Raw genomic sequence first — 18,999 nt, forward strand, 5'->3', positions numbered from 1 at the left:
ACCTATCTGTTCCAATAAAAGAGGGGAAGCTCCGTCTCATGAGGAGCTTCCCCTCTTTTCGGTCTATGTCCTGCTCTCCGCCTGCAAGAGCTTGCCCCGCTTCTTTACGGGCATATTTGCATTTTCAGCTAATTTATGTATTGCATACGGGTCCAACCGGCCGGGTAAGGGTATGAAAGACGAGATTTTACGTAAAGCTGAAACACATGGCTGGTTATGCCGTATAGCTTAGAGAGTGCGGAGAGCCACAGAGTAGGGTAGAATAAAATGTAGTGTCAAATGCAGGCGAATGGAGAGAGACAATGGAATTGCTTAAGCGTTATTTTTCGAACTTGACGGTCCGCAGATTCGGGGTTTTACTGCTGGTATGCTTGCTGCTGTACGGGATTCGGGATATGCTCAATCTGGTGCTGCTTACGTTTCTGATCGCTTATATCATGAACAGCTTCCAGGTGCTGCTGAGCAAGCGGATCAGCCGCTATATGCGAGTGAACAGTAAAGTGATCATTATTATCCTTTATTTGGCGATGATTACAACGCTCGTGCTGGCGCTGGTTCATTATCTGCCCAAGGTATTCGACCAGGTCAAGCAGTTGACCAACTTCCTCATCTCATTGACTCCGGACAACATTCCGCAGAATGATATCGTCCAATATTTGTTCACCACGGTGAAAGATCTTAATTATGAGAAGTACCTGCAAGGTGGTTTCAATTATATTACAACGATCGGCAACTGGGGCACGACGTTTGTGCTGTCGATTATTCTAAGCTTTGTCTTCATTCTGGAAAAAAACCGGATCGTGTCTTTCACCTCCCGGATGAAGAACAGCAAAATTGCGTGGTTCTACAACGAGCTGGAATACTTCGGGCAGAAATTCATTCTGTCCTTCGGCAAGGTGATCGAGGCGCAGATTCTGATCGCGCTGTTCAATACATCGTTTACCGTGATCGGACTGACCATCCTCGGCTTCCCGTACTTGTTCGCGCTGGGCGTCATGATCTTCCTGCTCAGTCTCATTCCGGTGGCCGGATTTATCATCTCGCTCATTCCGCTGTGCATCATCGGCTACAACATTGGCGGCCTGATGATGGTGGTGTATGTGCTGATCATGATCGCTGTACTGCACTTTATCGAAGGCTACTTCCTGAACCCGAAGCTGATGTCCTCCAAGATGAATCTGCCGATGTTCTACACGTTCATTGTGCTGTTGTTCTCCGAACATTATCTGGGCGTGTGGGGCCTGATTCTTGGCATTCCGATCTTCGTGTTCGTGCTGGATATTCTGGACATCAAGCGCGGGAAGGCGGATGGGAAAGAGGCCTAGGTGTGAAAGCCGATGGAGCTGTAATAGGATCAAATTATAAGTTAGAGAGAAGCCAATCCTTGCGGGGGTTGGTTTCTTTGTGTTTTGACTTCCATACGATGTCAATGACGGCTACGGACGAGTGATGGATGAGAAGCCCGCCGAGCTGAGCATCGATTCGCCCGAGGGTGCAAGATCCTTCCCTGTCGGGAATGCGGTAACAGACCCCTTGTTCGGACAAATCAACAGCATATCCGAACGGATTTTGCTGGTCAGCGCTCAGGATTACGCATGGATTGCCGCTAACAGCGACAGCTATAAAATCGGCGGGTTTCTGCATGCCTATGATTTCTCCGATTGGCGGCATTCAAAGGGCATTGTAGAGGATGTGGCGAAGAAGCTGCACGAGCAGAACGGGGGCGATCCGCAGGAGGCGATGGTGAGTATGGAGTGATTCAAAGGGCAGTTTTGCTGCTTCCTGTGCATGTATGTGACCAGCGTCTGCAGCCGCTCGGTCAGGGGCTTGCAGGCGTTTTGTGCATACCTATAAAAAACAAACCTCAATCCTTTATTTTACATCTTGTTGGAAGCGCTGTACTGAATAATAATGAAGACATCACAAAGCACAGGGGGTTACGATAAATGGCTACAGGAAAGCGATTTAAAATGCTGTCCATCGCATTAACCGCCGCCATGGCGCTGAGCTTGACAGCATGTGGAAGTTCGAATAACAACGATGGAAATACATCATCATCCAGCGCCAGCCCAAGCTCGGGAAGCACTGGCGGAGGAGACAGCGGCAAGAAGGTCACGATTACCTTTCAGAACATCTACCCGGACCCGACGACACCCAACTACAAGATGGTGCGCCAGCTGGTCAGCCAGTACGAGAAGGAACATCCCAATGTCCACATTGAACTGGATACGCTGAACACCGACCAGCAGAAAGTGAAGCTGAAGACCCAGGCGGCTTCCAAGGAAATTCCCGATATTACGATGGTCAACCCCGCGGCGCAGATGAAGCCGTTCGTCGATGCCGGTCTGCTCGCTCCGCTCAACGATGTCATCGACAAGGGCGGACTGAAGGACACCTATCAAGCCGGATTGCTCGACTATTACAGCTTCAACAACAATGTGTATGCGCTGCCGGACGGCAACAATATCGAGGTCGTCTTCTATAACAAAGACCTGTTCCAGAAGGCCGGCATCTCGTCACCGCCGACGACGTTCGACGAATTCCTGCAGGATGTGAAGACTCTGAAAGCCAAAGGCATTACGCCGCTGGCCATCGGAGAGAAGGATTCCTGGACCGGTTCGTTCCTCTTCATGAACATTCTGCTCCGCACGAACGGCGGCCCCGGATTCCTGAAGGATGTTGTTGACGGCAAGAAGACCTTCAATGACCCCGCCTTTATCGAAGCGGTCGACCGCTTCCAGGATCTCGTTCAGGCCGGTGCATTCCCGGACGGCGCGACATCGATTGACGCCAACGCAGGCGGCAACATCTTCAAATCCGGCAAGGCGGCCATGTGGATCATCGGCACCTGGGAGACGGGCGCCATCGACGCTTCCTCCGTTGCCGGCAAGGTCGGAGCGTTCCAGTTCCCGACCGTTGACGGCAAGGGCGATCCGAACGAATTCATGCTGGCTCCAGGCAGCGCGTTCGCGATTTCGGCCAACAGCGAGCATCTGCAGGAGACCAAGGACTTCCTGAACTATTTCACGCTGAACCTGCCGAAGACGCAGTTCGACCTGAAGAATGCGGTCGGCATTGGTCAGAAGGTTGACGGCGACCTGAAGGCTGCCGGTTATTCCGATCTGGCTATCACCGTTGCCGGTCTGTTCAACCAGGTCAAAGGCGGGGATCTCTCCTTCGACAATACGATGAACCCGGCAACCTCGCAGGTGCATCTCAGCAGTATCCAGAATCTGTTCGTGCAAAAAGTGGATTCCGCTCAGGTCGCCAAGGAGCATCAATCTGCATACGAATCCAATAAATAGAAGAAACCTTAGAGTTTAAGCGGCAAGGCGTAGTGGGGGGCCCAACTTTAGGGCCTCCCCGGCGCCGAATCCGGGGATAAAGGGGCGGAGAACTATGAAAGTACTGAAGGTGCCTGCACGGACGATAGCCGTCTTCGTGCTGCCTTGTCTAGTGTTATATGTATGTCTTGTATTTATGCCGATCGCTGTATCGTTCTATACCGGTCTTCTTCAATGGGACGGCATTACCGGCGCGAAATTTGTAGGACTAGCCAATTTCAAGACGATGTTCACAAGCGACCCCGTCTTCTGGCCGGCGGTCCGGCATACGCTGCTGTACGCCGTGGCGTCCATGCTGGAAATCCCGCTCTGTCTGTGGATGGCCATTATGCTGAGCCGTCATGTGAAGAAGGGCAATACGCTCGTTTCGATTTATTTTACACCCGTCATCCTGTCGATCGTGATCATCGGACAGCTGTGGAAGACGATCTATAATCCGGTCTCGGCGGGCGGCATGCTGAACGGCGTGTTGGCGGCTCTCGGACTCTCGAGCTGGACGCATAACTGGCTTACCGAACCGAAGATCGCCATGTTCGCCCTGTATTTCGTATCGCTCTGGCAGTACTTCGGCTATCATCTGCTGATTCAATACACCGGTGTTCAGAACATTCCCGACGAAATTTACGAAGCGGCCAAAATCGACGGCGCGGACGGCTTCAAGGCCGACCGTCACATTACGCTGCCGCTAATCGTGCCCATATTCAAGGTATCGCTGGTGCTGGCGTTCATCGGCTCGCTTCAGGCCTTCGAACTGGTCATGGTCATGACCGGCGGAGGACCGGCTCACGCTACGGACGTTATTTCCACGCATATGTATAACAGCTCGTTCCTGTCGCTCAAATACGGATACGGAAGCGCCATCGCCGCCTTCCTGGTTATTCTGTGCCTGATCTGTACCGTCATCATCAATACGGTTATGGGCAAGCTTGAACGAAAATTCAGCTAGGAAAGGAGAGTGCGGGCCAATGCTCGAAATCAAAAATAAATCGGAGCTCCGTCTCTCCCGGGAGAAAGGCATCCGTTATCCGGCCCAGTCTGAGCCGGAGTATAAGAGCCGGACCCAAGGACGGGCCAAAATCAAGAAAGGGCTCGTGTATGTGCTGTTCGCCGTGCCCATCATCACCCAGCTGTATCCACTGTTGTGGCTGCTGTTCTACTCGCTCAAGACGAATGAAGAAATCATGGATGGAAGCTTCTTCTCGCTGCCGAAGGTGTGGCAGTGGCATAACTACAAGGAGGCCTTCGAGTCGGGGAGCTATCTCAAGTACTTGTCCAACAGCGTGCTCGTCACGGGGGTTACGATGATCTGCGTCATCGTGCTTAGCTCGATGGTCGCCTATGCGATCACCCGCTTCCGGTGGCGCTACGGCACAGCGGTCATGACCGTGTTCCTGATGGGGATGATGATCCCGATGCAGGCAACGCTGCTGCCGTTGATGATTATTTTCAAGCATCTGCATATCCTGAACACCCATCTGTCCCTGATTCTGCCTTACATCGCGTTCTCGACGCCGATCTCCGTGTTCATCCTGAGCGGATTCATGAAGGGCATCCCCCATGAGATCGAGGAATCGGCCTTCATTGATGGAGCCAGCATTTACCGAATCTTCCGGAGCATCATTATGCCGGTGTCGGTTCCTCCGATGATGACGGTCTGCATCCTGACCTTCATTTCGATCTGGAACGAATACATCCTGGCGGCGACCTTCATCTCATCCGAGCGGCTCAAGACGCTGCCCTTCGGGATTTACACATTCGTCAGCCAGTATTCGGTGAATTACGGGGATATCGGAGCCTTCCTGATCATGGGCGCGCTGCCGGTTATTCTGATCTACTTCTTCCTCTCGAACCAGATCACGAAGGGCATGGTTGCCGGAGCGGTAAAGGGCTGAGTTTAGGACGAAGGGAATCCCGTCAGAAATCCAAAGATAACAACGGCCAATAAGTTCAAATCCTCCGGGGTTCCGGGTGATGCGGGGCAATGCTTGCCGTAAGCGATTGTTCAGGACTGTAAGCGATTCATTGAAAAGGGCAACAGCCCGATCTATAATAGAGGCACAGCGGAAACGCCAGGATGAGGGAGGGAGTCTGTTTTGCGAGGAGGCTTTCATTCCATACATCACCGGTTGTTTCTGCTGTTTCTTTTTTGCATGTCAGGGATTCTGCTGGTGGTCAGCCTGCTGTACTACAACCGGACAACGGTTCAGCTGCACGAGAAGATCAGCGACCTGTCGCAGAAGAATGCGGCGCAGACGGCCGGTCTGTTCAGCTTGCTGTATCAGGGCTATGACAGCCTCTCCAAATCGCTCAGCAACAATTTCGACATGATCCGGCTGCTGAACGAGGAAACGACAGAGCCGGCGGTTGCTTACATTAACGAACGAACGATCACGAATATTCTCGGAGCTATTTTTTATTCACGGGATGATCTGGTCGGCATCCATGTTCTTACAGATAAAGGCAAGGTCTATAATTACGGCAACTATTTCAATGTGCTGGACCCGAATTACCGCAGCGAGAGCTGGTACCGTCAGGTACAGGCTTCCTCGGGCAAAATGGTATGGCTCGGCGTCTACAAACAATCCCTCATCGACCGGGAGGAGAAAAGTCCGGTATTCGCCTTCGGACGGCAAATCTACGATCTGAACGAGCATAAGCCGATCGGCCTCGTGCTGTTTGAGATGAATCCCCAGCCGGTGCTGAACGCTCTGGACAATCTGAAGCTGGGGGAGCACAGCCAGGTCTATCTGATGGCGAAGTCGGGCAGCATCATCTCCTCATCGGAGGGAGCGGATCAGGAGCTTAAGGATCTTGACTTTCTGGACGGCGCCCAGGATGTGGTGGTGAGGCAGAGCTCGGACCAGCTGCTTGCCGCATCGAGATTGCCCTTCTCCGATTTATGGGTCGTCAGCGTTACGCCAGACCGGGATCTCAACGTGGAGCTTATGCAGATGCAGCGGTACATTTTGATCGTCTTCACCATTTTGATCATTGTATCCACATTGATCGCCTCCATCGTCTCCCGGACCATATCGTCGCCGCTCAAGAAGCTGATCCGCGAAATGAAGCAGGTGGAGATCGGGAATTTCCGGGGCACACTGAGCGTAGCCTCTTATCAGGAGATCAACATTCTGGTCGCGTCATTCAACCGGATGGTCTGGCGGATCGAGGAGCTTATCGAACGGGTCAAAATTTCCTCCGTCAGCGAGAAGAACGCCGAGCTGCATGCGCTGCAGTCGCAGGTTAACCCGCATTTTCTCTATAACACACTGGATATGATCTACTGGATGCTTGATGAAAAAGGCAATGACCAGCTGGGCGAGCTCGTGCTCTCCCTGTCGTCCATGTTCCGCTACAGCAGCCAGTGGGAAGGCGGCGCCCCCGTTACGCTAAGGGAGGAGCTGGAGCAAATCGGCCATTACCTCACCATTATCTCGATCCGGCTGGAGGGCAGACTTCAGGTCGTGACGGATATCGACGAGCGGTGGCTCGACGTCCAGTTGCCGAAGATGTCCGTTCAGCCGATTATCGAGAATGCGGTGAAGTATGGACTGGAGCCGCTGAACCGTCAGGGCCTGCTTCGGGTGTACACCCGGGAGGAGGACGGCGCGCTCCGGATTGTCGTCGAGGATAACGGCGCAGGCATGTCGCCGGAAGCGATGGAGCGCCTGCGAGATTCGCTGGAGGAAGAGAGTCCGAAGGAATCCGGCAAGGGCGGAATCGGGCTCCAGAATTTGCATAGCCGGCTGCGGAATATGTTCGGTGAAGGCTATGGTCTGCATATCGAGAGTTATCCCGGTGAGGGAACGCGGGTTGCCATCGTCGTGCCGCGTCCGCGGAAAGGAGAAGCCGACTCATGAATATTTTGATTGCTGATGATGAACGCGCCATCCGGGAAGGAATAAGCCGCACGATTGTCCAGCTTCATCCGGAGTACCATGTCGAGGCCGCCGCTTCTACGGAAGAGGCGGTACGCATCATGGAAGAGCAGCGGATCGATATCGTGCTGACCGATATTTTGATGCCGGGCATGAACGGATTGGAATTTATGCGAATCTCCAAACGCAAATACCCGTTTGTCAAATGGGTGGTCATCTCGGCACACAGCGAATTCGCCTACGCCCAGGAGGCGGTGCGGCTCGGCGCCCGGGATTACCTGCTGAAGCCGATCGGTAAAAGCCGGCTGCATGAGCTTATCGACAGTCTAGCCGAAGAGATCCGCCGGGACAGCCGGCTCTCGCTGGAGGGCGAGCGGCTGAAGACGAGCCTAAAGTATCTGCAGGAAGGTGTGTTCCGTCGGCTGGCGTCCGGGCTTGATATCGGGAACCTTGATATCGGTCCGTTTGTTCAGGATTACCGGAGCTTCTATTTGACGATGGTACGGATGGAGGGCGAGAACAGCCTGCGCCTGGAGCACTTTATCGTGGAGAACGTGCTGTCCGAGCTGATCGAACAGCACGGCTGCGGCGTGGTCGTCAATTTCGGCCAGGCGACGCTGCTTGGCCTGATCAGCCTGAAGGACGGGGAAGGGATCAAGGCGTTTCAGGACAATGTCAAAAGCCAGCTCGGGCGGGTGCTCAAGGTTCCGTTCCAGATCATCCACTCCGGGCTGAACACGGACTTTAATGTCGTGCCGGAGGTCGTGAACCGGCTGCGGGAAGCGTTCAACACCCAGGCCTTTGAACCGGAGAACGTCAAGCGAAGCAGCGAGAAGGCCATCGATGTGGCACTGCAGTATATCAAGGAGCATTACCGCGAAGACCTCTCCTTAGAGAAAATGGCATCCGTCGTCTATCTGAACCCGGCCTATTTCAGCCAGCTGTTCAAGCAGAAGACGGGGCTCGGCTTTAAGGAATACGTCACTTCGCTGCGGCTGGACCAGGCGAAGCTGCTGCTGCTGAACACCCCGCTCAAGCTGAGCGAAATCGCCGAATGCGTCGGCTATCAGGATATGCGGCATTTCACCCAGATCTTCCGCAGAAGATTTCAGCTGACACCGACCGAATACCGGCAGAAGCAAAGCGTCCCCGGACGGGGCTAGACCCGCTCGGGTTAAGGGAGCATTTACCGGCGAGAATGTCCGGTAATAACAAACACGACCCGCCCTCCAGGCTATGGGGGGCGGGTCGTCTGCGTATGTGCTGCGTTTTGTTGATGTCGCTTACAACTGATAGACGCTGCTTCGGATAATGTCCGGCACCTCCGCTATGTAGTCGTAATACTGCTCACGGGTAATGCTGCCGGAAGCCAGCCGCTCATCAAGCTGGGCGATGAGCTGATCGCTCTGTAACTGGATCACCTGCGAGACATCGGCCCCGCTGCCTTCGGCAATGTCGGCCAGTGAACGCCCTTCATACAGGGCGTAGTAGAAGTCCTCGTCCGAGGACTGGTTGAGCGCTCCCAGCAAGTTGTCGCGCTTCGAGGAGGACATCGTTCCGGCGGCCGCAGCGGGAACGGCTGCGGAGAGCTTGGCTACGGGGCTGGCGCTGACGCTCTTGGCCCCCCAGCTGTTTCCTCCGATGGACATTACGACAACCATCGTTCCGACAATCATCACTCGCTTGATATTTCGATTCAGATTCATATGTGATTCCTCTCTTCGTTTCGTGTGTTGGATTTGAATTCCCGGTACGCTCCGGGGAACGGCTGCCGTTCATGGTGCAATCATTGGTTGCAGGCTCGGATCAGGTTCCGACATCAGTTATTACGTGCCGGGCGGGAAAAGGTGCCGCCCATGACTCTATTTTAACCTGCGAATGTGACAGGAGCCTTAAGGAAGGTTTAAAATAAGCTTAAGATTTTCAAATACCTACTTGACTAGTGTGAATAATGGGTTTATTATTCGGATATGATCTTTCAACGCTGAATTAATGAATAGTGAATAATGACGATGAGCTGATTGGACATCCAAAGGCTCCTGCATCGCTACCCTTCCTATGGGCGCGCTGCAGGAGCCTTTTTTATTCGGCTTGAACAAAGGGTAAAGGAGCATGAGACATGCAGGAAGCAGATTGGGAAAGGCTGGAGGAGGCAGACTGGCTGTTCCGGAAGATGGTCAGAAGGTTCGTGAAGGAGAGAGACCGGATCAGTGTGGAAGGGATCGCGCTGCCCGGAATGCTGATTTTGCACAAGATCATCCGGGAAGGCGAGCAGAGACTCAGTGATTTGGCCGAGCAGCTTGATTTGACCTCGGGTGCCATCACCGCGCTCTGCGACAAGCTTGATGCGGCCGGCTTCACGGTTCGCAGAAGGAAGGAAGGCGACCGGCGCACCGTGCTTCTCGGGATCACGGACAAGGGACAGGAGATGTTCGAGCGTCAACGGGATGTGGGATCGGCGTGTATTACGCTTCTGTTCGAGGGATTCGGGGCCGAAGAGCTCAACTCTCAGGCAAGAGCGTTCGAGAAGGTAATCGGCAATCTGGACGGCTTCTCCGAAGCGGTCATGGAGATTGCGAAGCGGAATGCCGAGCCGTTAACACCCGGAGGAACCGAGCAGAAGCCGAAGTCAGTAACGACACAAAGCCGATATTTGACTTATTAATTCAATAATAATTCATATAACAAGGGAGAAATGTGAGTATGGGGTTTCCTACCGTATATCCGACAGGGGCAACACTTTATAATCCGGACAAGGCTTGGGGCGGCTATACCGTCTATCAGGCGGGGGATGAGGGCGTCGTTCTGATCGACATGAACGGCCGCGAAGTACGTCTGTGGAAGGGACTGATCGGCTTCCCGGCCAAGGTGCTTCCAGGCGGTTATGTGCTGGGCAGCACTGGGCGCAGAGATCCGAAATTCGGCATCCAGGATAATGTTGATCTCGTTCAGGTGGACTGGGACGGCAACATCGTCTGGAAATACAACGGCTACGAGCATATCGAAGATCCCGGCTATGAGCCGCTGTGGTATGCCCGCCAGCATCATGACTATCAGCGCGAGGGCAATCCGGTCGGCTATTACGCACCGGGTCTTGAACCGAATGCAACCGGCGGCAAAACGCTGGTGCTTGCCCACAAAAACGTTCATCAGCCGGAAATCTCGGACAAAGAGCTGCTGGATGACGTCATTCTTGAAGTGGACTGGGACGGCAGCGTTCTGTGGGAGTGGAAGGCCAGCGACCATTTCGAGGAACTGGGCTTTGACCAGGCGGCCCGGAATGTGCTGTTCCGCGACCCCAACACACGGTCCTTCGGGGATCTGGGCGGCGGTGTCGGAGACTGGCTGCATATCAACTCGGCTTCGTATGTCGGGCCTAACCGGCTGTATGACCAGGGCGACGAGCGGTTCCATCCGGACAACATTATCTGGGATGCCCGCGAAGCCAACATCATTGCGATTACGGACCGGAGAACCGGCAGCATCGTTTGGCGGCTCGGACCGGACTACTCGCTGCCGGAAGTGAAGCACATCGGCTGGATCATCGGCCAGCACCACGCCCATATCATTCCGAAGGGCCTGCCGGGCGAAGGCAATCTGCTCGTATTCGACAACGGCGGCTGGGGCGGCTACGGCTTGCCAAATCCCGCTTCACCGTTCGGACAGAAGAACGCGATCCGCGACCACTCCCGGGTTCTGGAGATCGACCCGGAAACTCTGGAAGTCGTGTGGCAGTATACCGGAGCCGAGGCCGGCTTCTCGGTGCCGACCGACTCCTATAAATTCTACAGCCCGTACATCAGCTCGGCGCAGCGGCTGCCGAACGGCAATACGCTGATTACCGAGGGCTCGAACGGCCGTCTCTTCGAAGTGACGGAGGATTACGAAGTGGTCTGGGAGTACATCTCTCCTTATACGGATAAGAGAAACACCAACATGGTCTATCGCTCGTATCGTCTCCCCTATGAATGGGTGCCGCAGCTGGCGAAGCCCGAGGAGACGGCCATTGAACCGATTGACGCCACGCAGTTCAGAGTTCCGGGCGCGGCCGCCAAAGGCAGCGATTCAGTCGTCAGCGTCGCCACAACGCTGCCCTTCGTGGAGGGCGCGGCCTGCGTCGCGACTTCGGATGAAGGCCGCCGCCGGGCGTGAGCGGCGGCAGCCAGGCCCGACATTCCCGGAGAGGCGCCCCATCAGGGCGGGCCTCCCGGGCTTGCCGTAATAGCTGCTGATAACAAGCGAAGATGCATTATTTTCCACCCATACTTAATCCAAGAGGTGTATAACCGTGAATCATAAGTTAACCAAGTCCGCTTCGCCGCTGCTGCTTCTGCTCTCGCTTCTCCTGATTCTTTCGGGCTGCAGCTCCAAAGGCGATGCCGCGGCTTCGTCCGATTCCGCTGCAGCTCCAAAGGAGCTCTACAAGCTGAAGATCGCGGATACCGGCACGAACCCCGTGTTCCGCACAGCGCTGGAGAAGGGCTTCTTCAAGGACAACGGCATCGACGCCGAAATCGTCAACTTCGGAACCCCGGCCGAAGGCGTTAACGCGCTGTTCATCAAGCAGGTCGATGTGGCCTACGGCGCGGACTTCCCGCTGCTGAACGCCGTGTCGAAGGGTGATTACGCCATCATCGCCTCGGCCGGTCAGGCGACCGATGATGCGGCTGCACAGTGGAAGCTGTACGTCCAGGACGAAATTAAGACACCGGAGGATTTGAAGGGGAAGAAGCTGAGCTTCATGCGCGGCACGTTCCTGCCCTATCTCTGGGATGAGTACTTCAAGCAGAACAATTTGAATGTGAAGGATGCCGAACTCGTTGGGCAGGGCGCTTTTGACGAGGCATACATTGCTCTGAAGCAAGGCTCCGTCGATGGGGCCTGGTTCACCGGGGCGGCGATTCTGGAGAAGCTTCAGAGCCTGCAAGGCGTCCATGAGCTGAGCGATATGTCGAAGACGAAGGTTCGGCTCGGCACAGGGATTGTGTCCGGGAATGACCTGATCAAGAGTCATCCGGACGTAGTCGCGGGCTTCCTGAAAGCCGTCAGTCAGGCGGCTGAATACTCGCAGGCTCATCCGGATGAAACGGCCGACCTGATGTACAAGGAACTGAAGCAGCCGAAGGAAGCGACGCTCAAGGATCTGCCGAAGAACGTATGGAAGGTTGGATTTTCGCAGGCGGCCTATGACAGTCTTGCCTCACAGAAGAAATACATGGTTGATAGCGGCATTATTGAGAAAGATTTCGACCTGGCGGATAAAATCAGCCTGGACCCGCTGCGTCAAGCGCTGCCTGATCAAGTGACCTACACCAAATAGGAGGTGCATCATTATGTCCCTGCCCGCAGAGCGGAACAGCAGTCATACCGAGCGGAACGGCATTCAGATTGAAGCGCTGCGCAAGAGCTACAGCGAACAGACTTCCGGAGAGCTTCACTATATCATCAAGGATGTCGATCTGGTCATCAAGGGGGGAGAATTCTTCATTCTTCTCGGCCCCAGCGGCTGCGGCAAGTCGACGCTGCTGAACATTGTCGCCGGATTCGTCGCCAAGAGCGGAGGCAGCTTGCGGATCGGCGGGCAGGAGGTGGAGCGGCCGGGGAAGGACCGGGCGGTTGTGTTCCAGCAGGCGGATTCTTCTCTTTTTCCTTGGCTGACCGTGCGTGAGAACGTGGAGTTCGGACTCCGGATGAAAAAGACCCCCAAAGCCGAGCGCCGCGTCATTTCGGACCGCTATATCGGGCTTGTGGGTCTGGACGGCCATGAGAAGAAATTTCCGAAGGAGCTGTCCGGGGGCATGAAGCAGCGGGTGCAGCTGGCGAGAGTATTGGCGAATGATCCCGAAATTCTGCTGATGGATGAGCCATTCGGAGCGCTCGACGCCATGACGCGCCGGACGATGCAGAATGAGCTGGTGCGGATTTGGCGGGAGACCGGCAAGACGGTCATCTTCGTGACGCATGACATTCAGGAGGCGCTGCTGCTGGGGCAGCGGATCGGCATCATGTCCGTCGGTCCGTCTTCGAGAATTACCGATATTTACGAGAACGCCCAGGCTTATCCGCGGGATGTGACGGCTCCCGAGTTCAACAAGCTGCTGGGGCAAATCGAAAGCCATTTTGAACACTAAAGGCGGGTGAACAGAGCAATGAAATGGATCGAGCGCAAATGGGTCTCCGTGACCTTGCTGTGGGCGGCGGTGCTGCTGCTGTGGCAGATAGGGGCGCTGATGTATGGGCCGGACGTCATTCCGGGACCGTGGAGCACGGTTCGAGGGGGCCGCGAGCTGCTGATGGACGGCACTCTTATGCAGTATATCGGCATCAGCTTCCTCCGCGTCCTGATCGGCTGGACACTCGGGAGCCTGCTGGCGATTCCGGTGGGACTCGCGATCGGGCGGGTGCGGATCATCCGGATTTTTGCCGAACCCTTCCTGAATTTCATCCGGTTTATCCCGCCGATTGCCTTCATCACGCTGTTTCTGGTCTGGTTCGGCATCGGGGAGCAGTCCAAAATCGCACTGATTATGTACGCGACCTTCTTCATCGTCGTGCTGAACACGCTGACCGGCGTACTGGCCGTAGAGGAGGATAAAATCCGCTCGGCCCGCAGCATGGGCGCCAGCGAGTGGCAAATTTTGCTCCATGTGGTCATTCCGGCGACGACGCCCCATATTTATACCGGTGTTCGCCTGGCGATGGGCACCTCGTACATGGCTATCATCGGGGCGGAAATGATCGCCGCCAATGAAGGTGTAGGGTATTTAATCTGGAATTCGCGGTTATTCTTCCGCACGGACTGGATATTCGTCGGCTTGTTCTGCCTGGGCTTCATGGGCTTCTTCACGGACCGCCTGTTCGGCTGGTTCGGCCGGAAGGTGCTGTACCGGTACGGAGTGGTGAACTCCGCAGTGCGGCGCAGTTAGGCTCCTGGCGAGCGACAGTCCCCATAATTGGGTACAAGATCACATTACATTTATAGAAAAATATGGTATAATCCTTGGAAATCAGGAAGAAAGGGGAGGGAGACTCGTGTTCCCCGATCACCCGAAATCCAAATCGGAGAAAGCCAGGGAGGTCAGCTTCCTGGCTCACGACGAACCGGAGGAATACCTGCCGCGCAATGCGAGAGCCGCTGTGAAGCCGAAGGAATACGCCGGCGAGCGGCTGTTGAACGCGTTGATTGCATTCGGCGCAACGGCTGCCGTCTTCATCCTGTTCCTCTGGCTGATGAATCTGGTAAGATAGAGCTGAAGCGAGGACAGAAATGAGGCGGTATGTGGTATGACGGATACAGCGGCACCAACAGCGCAGACGGTAGCCGAATGGATGGTCAAGGAGATCCGGTTCACGGGGACCCTCTACCAGGCCGATGCGATCGACTATGTAAGAGCGAACTTTGGCGAGCAGTTCATCTATGTGAACGAGAACGGCAACGCTTCTCTGGATAAGGAAGTGAAGAAGATCTTCCGCAAGCTGCACCGCGGGCGGATCGCCTGGGACCGGGACGCTTTCCTGTGGGCCTGGACGTAATGTGCCGAGGGCAGGTTAAGCCTGAGGGTGATTTGCTAAGAACGAAGCTGCTGCTTCATTCGCGGTGACAAGGCGGGGGCCGCAACCGGCATCAGCCCTGTGCGAAGAACGATCAGGTGACAGATGGGAAGATTGATCCAGCGACAAATGAGAAGACTGAACAAGTGACAGGTGGGAAGACCGATCCCATGCTGATGGATTGCAAAAAACTCCGGCCGCATCCTCTTGAATGAGGGCGGCCGGAGTTTTTTGGCTTCCGGGAGCCGCGAGCCAGCTCGGCTATAGCGGGACTTCCCGGGTTGTTCGGATCATCGGCGAGCCGCAGAGCGGGCAGGGCTTATGGCTCAGGCCGTCATCGGCGCCGCCGCTCTTGACCCGCATCCAGCCGGGACAGGACCCGGCGGGACAGCTCCAGACGGCGACGGTGCGGGTGCGCCCAGAGCCGCGCGCCCCGCTGTCCGAAGCGCCGCCGGATCGGGCGCTGCCCCCGTGGCGCGCCGCGCCGCCGCCGAAGCGGCCGCTCCCGCCGGGTCCCGCCGGCCAGGCGGCGGGAATGTCCCGGTCCGGAAGGCTGGCCTCGGACCGGTCCAGCAGGGCGTTCTCGGCCGCCAGCGCTTCGGCGGCCGAGAACCCGGCGCGGCGCGTTCCGCCTGCCGCGCCGCCAGCATGGCCGGCGCTGCTTCGCGCGCGGCCTTCTGCGGCGCCGTGCGCAGCCGGCGCCGCATCGCTTCCGGCGCGCCCGCGGCCCGCGCCGGCTTGGCCGCCGCTGCGCCCGGCGGCCAGTGTCCCGCCCGCCGCCTCTGTAGCGGCGGCGGCTTCGGGGCTGGCGCCGAAGGCCGCCAGCATGAAGCGGGACACCGGGGCTTTGCGGCCCCCGTGCAGCGCGGGAGAGCTGATGTACAGCTCCTCCCGCGCCCGGGTCACGGCGACATATGCGAGCCGCCGTTCCTCTTCCAGCAGCGCCTGCGCGTCGGCGCCGCCGCCTTCGGCCGTCTTGCGGTCCTTCAGACGGCCGGCGTCCAGCGCGGAGCTGTGCGGGAGAATGCCCTCGGAAGCGCCGAGGAGCATGACGACCGGGAACTCCAGCCCCTTCGACTTGTGAATCGTCATCAGGGAGACCCGGTCGCCAGCTTCGCCCGCGTTCCCGCCGGGCTCCTTGTGATGCGCATTCCGCGCCGTCACATCGTCGATGAAATCGAGAAACAGCTGGAGCTCGCCGAACCTTCCTGCCGACAGCTCCAGCTCGTCCAGCATTTCCTTCAGCGTCTCCCGGTGAAGCGTCGCTTGATGGCGCTCATCCGCCAGGACGAAGGAATCATAGAAGGAAGTCCGAAGCTGCCGGATGGCCTGAACCGGGGTCAGCGTCCGGATACCCCGGATCATCGCGAGCCGGTCCGAGATGGCCTCCTTGCGGAAGTCCGCCAGGCCGGGCAGGCTTAAGAGATAGACAAGCGGCCCTTTCTTGGGCTGTACGGCCTCCATTCGCCTGATGTGGGTCATCCCCTGCTCCCGGTTCACATACAGGGTTGGCAGGATATCCTCCATCGCTTCGAAATCCCGGCGGTTCACCGAGAGCCGCAAATGGCTGATCACCGGCGAGATGAGCCAGTGCTCATAGAGCAGCCGCCCTTCGCCGTAATCGACGTAGGGCACGTTCTGAAGCAGCAGCCGCTCCAGCACGGCACGGCTGCTGCTCTGAGCCCGGTACAGGATGGCAAAGTCGCCATGCCTGCGCTCTCCCCGCTCCACGGAGGAGATGATCTCGTTCACGAGAGCCTCCGCTTCTTCGTCGGCGGTGGCGGGGCGGAGATACCGAGGCCGTCCGGTGTCCGGAACGGCCGCCCGCAGGCTTTTGGAACGGCGGCGTATGTTGCCCTGAATGATCCCGTTTCCAAGCCCGATAATTGATGGTCCCGAACGGTAATTGATATCCAGCGTAATCACCCTGGCATTCTCGTATACCTGCTCGAACTCCAGAATGAAGTCGCTGCGCGCGCCGTTGAAGGAATAGATCGTCTGGTCGTCGTCCCCGACTACCATTAGATTGTTCAGGGGGCTGGCGATCATCCGGATCAGCTCATACTGCAGCGCGTTCGTGTCCTGGAATTCGTCGACCATGATATGGGAATATGTGCGCTGAAGCTCTGCCAACAGCTCGGGACGCTCCAGCAGCATCCGGTAGGCGTCCAGCAGCACGTCGTCGAAATCGATTTTGCCGTTATCCCGCTTCCATCTCTCGTAGCGCAGCAGAATTTCCCGGATTTCCTTATCCGATTCGGTCAGATCCGGCAGGGTGTCCGCACCCTGCATATTCATCTTCACGGAGGAGAGAATCGAGAGCAGCGATTCCGGAGGGTAGGCATCCTTGGCCAGCCCCATTTCGCGCATTATCGTCTGCAATAGAATATGCTGGCGCCGCGTCTCGTGAAAAATATCTTCCCTCACTCCCTGACGCCGCAGGAAATAGAGAAAGAAGGAATGAAATGTCCGGGCCTGAAGGCCGGACAGGTTCCGTTCCTGCATGCCCGGCAGCCGGCCGATCCGCTCCCGCATTTCGGCGGCCGCCCGGCTTGAGAACGTCAGCAGCAGCAGCCTGCCGGGCGGAATCCGGCGCATGGACAGCAGATAGCCGGTCCGGCATACAAGAACGCTCGTCTTGCCGGAGCCGGCCCCGGCGAGCGTCAGCAGCGGCCCATCGCCATGCCGCACCGCTTTGATCTGTGCGGCATTCAGCAGGATGCCGCCCGCCTCGAGTTCCCGGAAATAGGCGGAATCCGGGTCGCCCAGCGGCACCAGCTCCAGGCTTGTCCGGGCCGAAGCCTTCGGTGCCCGTGGAGCCTTGGCTCCGGGTACGCCCTGCGGCGCGGAGTGAAACAGTAGTTGATTCATCGAACTCTTCATCTTAACCTCGCGAACACTTCATTTTTGCCAACCTACACTATACCATCTCTCCTCCGAATATGCACAGCGGTGGTTCGTACCTGGCTAAATTCCGATGGAAACAACAAATGAAACGGCAATTTTTTTTATGGTTGACAAATAATAGAATATGAAAGTAATATATATGCAGATAAAGGGTTTTCATTTCCATTTGTGCAAACGATTGAACAACTACATAAGACTAATTCCCCGAATTGCGTGATGCCAAATACTCTATGTGAGGTGCAGCGTGAAGGATAACTTTCTGCTACATTATTTTAAAGTATTTTCTGATCGCCCTTTCATTATTGAGCCCCAAAGGAAATTAATTCTGACCTACAAAGATATGGAGCAACTCACGGCTAATCTAGCAGATATACTATGGTCTAAAAATGTAAGAAAAGGAGACAACGTAGCCGTATTTTTTGATAACGAAATTGAATTTGTAATTTCCTACTTCTCCATCTTAAGGCTTGGTGCGGTTTGTGTACCGTTGTCTACTACCTATGGGCCTAACAAGCTCGACAGTATTATTAGCAAGTTGAATCCGCAGCTTATTCTCCATAAAAGCCACAACGACCTTACTTTCCCGTTCATTAATACATATGAGGTTGATTTTACTCGATTAGTTCCGCAAGTTAATCAAACGTTCATGGATGCTCAACTTACCCCAGACGATCCCATAGCAATTATGTTCACTACTGGGACCACGGGAGAACCTAAAGGCACAATCATTTATTGCGGTTCATTTATAGAGAATATCCAAGATTATGGGGACGATTTGACTGTTAATGAAAGTACTCGGTTTATCCAATCCATGCCTGTCTATCATATCGACGGATGGACATACAGCACGCTGCAACCTTTTATTTTTGGCGCTTCGACGATCCTAACAAGAACATTCAACGCCCAAATCGCCGCAGAATTTGATTCCCTTGTACACGATTGGGGAGGGAATTTATTTATTTCCGTACCCTCCATGCTGTCAGCTCTATTGCATATGAGCAATCGGTATAGCAGAAAGTTTCAGGGGGAATTGAAATATGTGATTTGTGGCTCCTCAAAACTTCATTATGATTTGATGAAACAATTTGAGTCATGTTTCCAAACTAGGATTCTGGAGAACTATGGTTCCACCGAAGCATTGCTTGTAGCCTACTATTCGCCTTCCATCCCTTACAAAAAGAATTCAGTAGGAAGGGTTCCGGAAAAATGTAATGTCGTCATTGGAACAGAGGATGAAATTCTTATTAAAAGTCCATATTTGTTCAGGGAATATTTTCACGATCCCCACAGAACTAAAGAAGCGTTTGAAAATGGATATT

General features: G+C 55.4%; 17 protein-coding genes. 15 read left to right on the forward strand and 2 right to left on the reverse strand.

The window, feature by feature from the left end:
* The first annotated feature begins 302 nt into the window (after positions 1–302).
* From KIH86_RS26835 to KIH86_RS26865, 7 genes are all read left to right on the forward strand, one after another.
* Complete coding sequence (locus KIH86_RS26835) at positions 303–1,325, forward strand: AI-2E family transporter (RefSeq protein WP_223084495.1); 1,023 nt, start codon at positions 303–305, stop codon at positions 1,323–1,325.
* A gap of 124 nt (positions 1,326–1,449) precedes the next feature.
* On the forward strand, positions 1,450–1,758 hold the full coding sequence (locus KIH86_RS26840; protein WP_223084494.1) for a hypothetical protein: 309 nt from the start codon (positions 1,450–1,452) through the stop codon (positions 1,756–1,758).
* A 188-nt stretch (positions 1,759–1,946) separates the two neighbouring features.
* Positions 1,947–3,305: an extracellular solute-binding protein gene (locus KIH86_RS26845; protein ID WP_223084493.1), complete on the forward strand. Its 1,359-nt coding sequence runs from the start codon at positions 1,947–1,949 to the stop codon at positions 3,303–3,305.
* Positions 3,306–3,399: 94 nt separating this feature from the next.
* A complete protein-coding gene (locus KIH86_RS26850; RefSeq protein ID WP_223084492.1) occupies positions 3,400–4,290 on the forward strand; it encodes a carbohydrate ABC transporter permease in 891 nt (296 codons plus the stop codon).
* Between the two features lie 19 nt (positions 4,291–4,309).
* Positions 4,310–5,236, forward strand: a complete 927-nt coding sequence (locus KIH86_RS26855) for a carbohydrate ABC transporter permease (RefSeq protein ID WP_223084491.1) — start codon at positions 4,310–4,312, stop codon at positions 5,234–5,236.
* A gap of 258 nt (positions 5,237–5,494) precedes the next feature.
* Entirely contained in the window at positions 5,495–7,204 is a 1,710-nt protein-coding gene (locus KIH86_RS26860; protein ID WP_407672359.1) for a sensor histidine kinase, read from the forward strand.
* Positions 7,201–8,385 carry a response regulator transcription factor gene (locus tag KIH86_RS26865; RefSeq protein ID WP_223084489.1) on the forward strand — a complete coding sequence of 395 codons (1,185 nt, stop codon included), beginning with the start codon at positions 7,201–7,203 and terminating at the stop codon, positions 8,383–8,385. Before KIH86_RS26860 ends, KIH86_RS26865 begins: the two co-directional genes overlap by 4 nt.
* Before the next feature lie 120 nt (positions 8,386–8,505).
* On the opposite strand, the gene KIH86_RS26870 is transcribed toward KIH86_RS26865, so the two are convergent.
* A complete protein-coding gene (locus KIH86_RS26870; protein WP_223084488.1) occupies positions 8,506–8,928 on the reverse strand; it encodes a hypothetical protein in 423 nt (140 codons plus the stop codon).
* 413 nt (positions 8,929–9,341) lie between these two features.
* On the opposite strand from KIH86_RS26870, the gene KIH86_RS26875 reads away from it, so the two are divergent.
* The 7 genes from KIH86_RS26875 to KIH86_RS26905 all read left to right on the forward strand — a co-directional run bounded on the left by KIH86_RS26875 (position 9,342) and on the right by KIH86_RS26905 (position 14,755).
* Positions 9,342–9,887 (forward strand): MarR family winged helix-turn-helix transcriptional regulator, encoded by a 546-nt coding sequence (locus tag KIH86_RS26875; protein WP_223084487.1) that lies wholly within the window; start codon positions 9,342–9,344, stop codon positions 9,885–9,887.
* A gap of 38 nt (positions 9,888–9,925) precedes the next feature.
* Positions 9,926–11,374, forward strand: a complete 1,449-nt coding sequence (locus tag KIH86_RS26880) for an aryl-sulfate sulfotransferase (protein WP_223084486.1) — start codon at positions 9,926–9,928, stop codon at positions 11,372–11,374.
* Positions 11,375–11,510: 136 nt separating this feature from the next.
* Positions 11,511–12,542 (forward strand): ABC transporter substrate-binding protein, encoded by a 1,032-nt coding sequence (locus KIH86_RS26885; protein WP_235775624.1) that lies wholly within the window; start codon positions 11,511–11,513, stop codon positions 12,540–12,542.
* Positions 12,543–12,555: 13 nt separating this feature from the next.
* Positions 12,556–13,353 carry an ABC transporter ATP-binding protein gene (locus KIH86_RS26890; RefSeq protein ID WP_223084485.1) on the forward strand — a complete coding sequence of 266 codons (798 nt, stop codon included), beginning with the start codon at positions 12,556–12,558 and terminating at the stop codon, positions 13,351–13,353.
* 18 nt (positions 13,354–13,371) lie between these two features.
* Positions 13,372–14,148: an ABC transporter permease gene (locus KIH86_RS26895; RefSeq protein ID WP_223084484.1), complete on the forward strand. Its 777-nt coding sequence runs from the start codon at positions 13,372–13,374 to the stop codon at positions 14,146–14,148.
* 106 nt (positions 14,149–14,254) lie between these two features.
* Positions 14,255–14,470: a hypothetical protein gene (locus KIH86_RS26900; RefSeq protein WP_223084483.1), complete on the forward strand. Its 216-nt coding sequence runs from the start codon at positions 14,255–14,257 to the stop codon at positions 14,468–14,470.
* Positions 14,471–14,506: 36 nt separating this feature from the next.
* On the forward strand, positions 14,507–14,755 hold the full coding sequence (locus tag KIH86_RS26905) for a DUF6953 family protein (protein WP_223084482.1): 249 nt from the start codon (positions 14,507–14,509) through the stop codon (positions 14,753–14,755).
* Between the two features lie 279 nt (positions 14,756–15,034).
* Here the strand turns inward: KIH86_RS26905 and KIH86_RS26910 are convergent, their stop codons facing one another.
* Complete coding sequence (locus KIH86_RS26910) at positions 15,035–17,644, reverse strand: UvrD-helicase domain-containing protein (protein ID WP_223084481.1); 2,610 nt, start codon at positions 17,642–17,644, stop codon at positions 15,035–15,037.
* Between the two features lie 280 nt (positions 17,645–17,924).
* Here KIH86_RS26910 and KIH86_RS26915 point away from each other — a divergent pair.
* A partial coding sequence (locus KIH86_RS26915; protein ID WP_223110762.1) for a class I adenylate-forming enzyme family protein occupies positions 17,925–18,999 on the forward strand: 1,075 nt, incomplete at its 3' end.

Origin of the sequence: Paenibacillus sinensis, from assembly GCF_019904155.1 — a bacterium.
Taxonomy (GTDB): Bacteria; Bacillota; Bacilli; order Paenibacillales; family Paenibacillaceae; genus Paenibacillus_AQ; species Paenibacillus_AQ sinensis.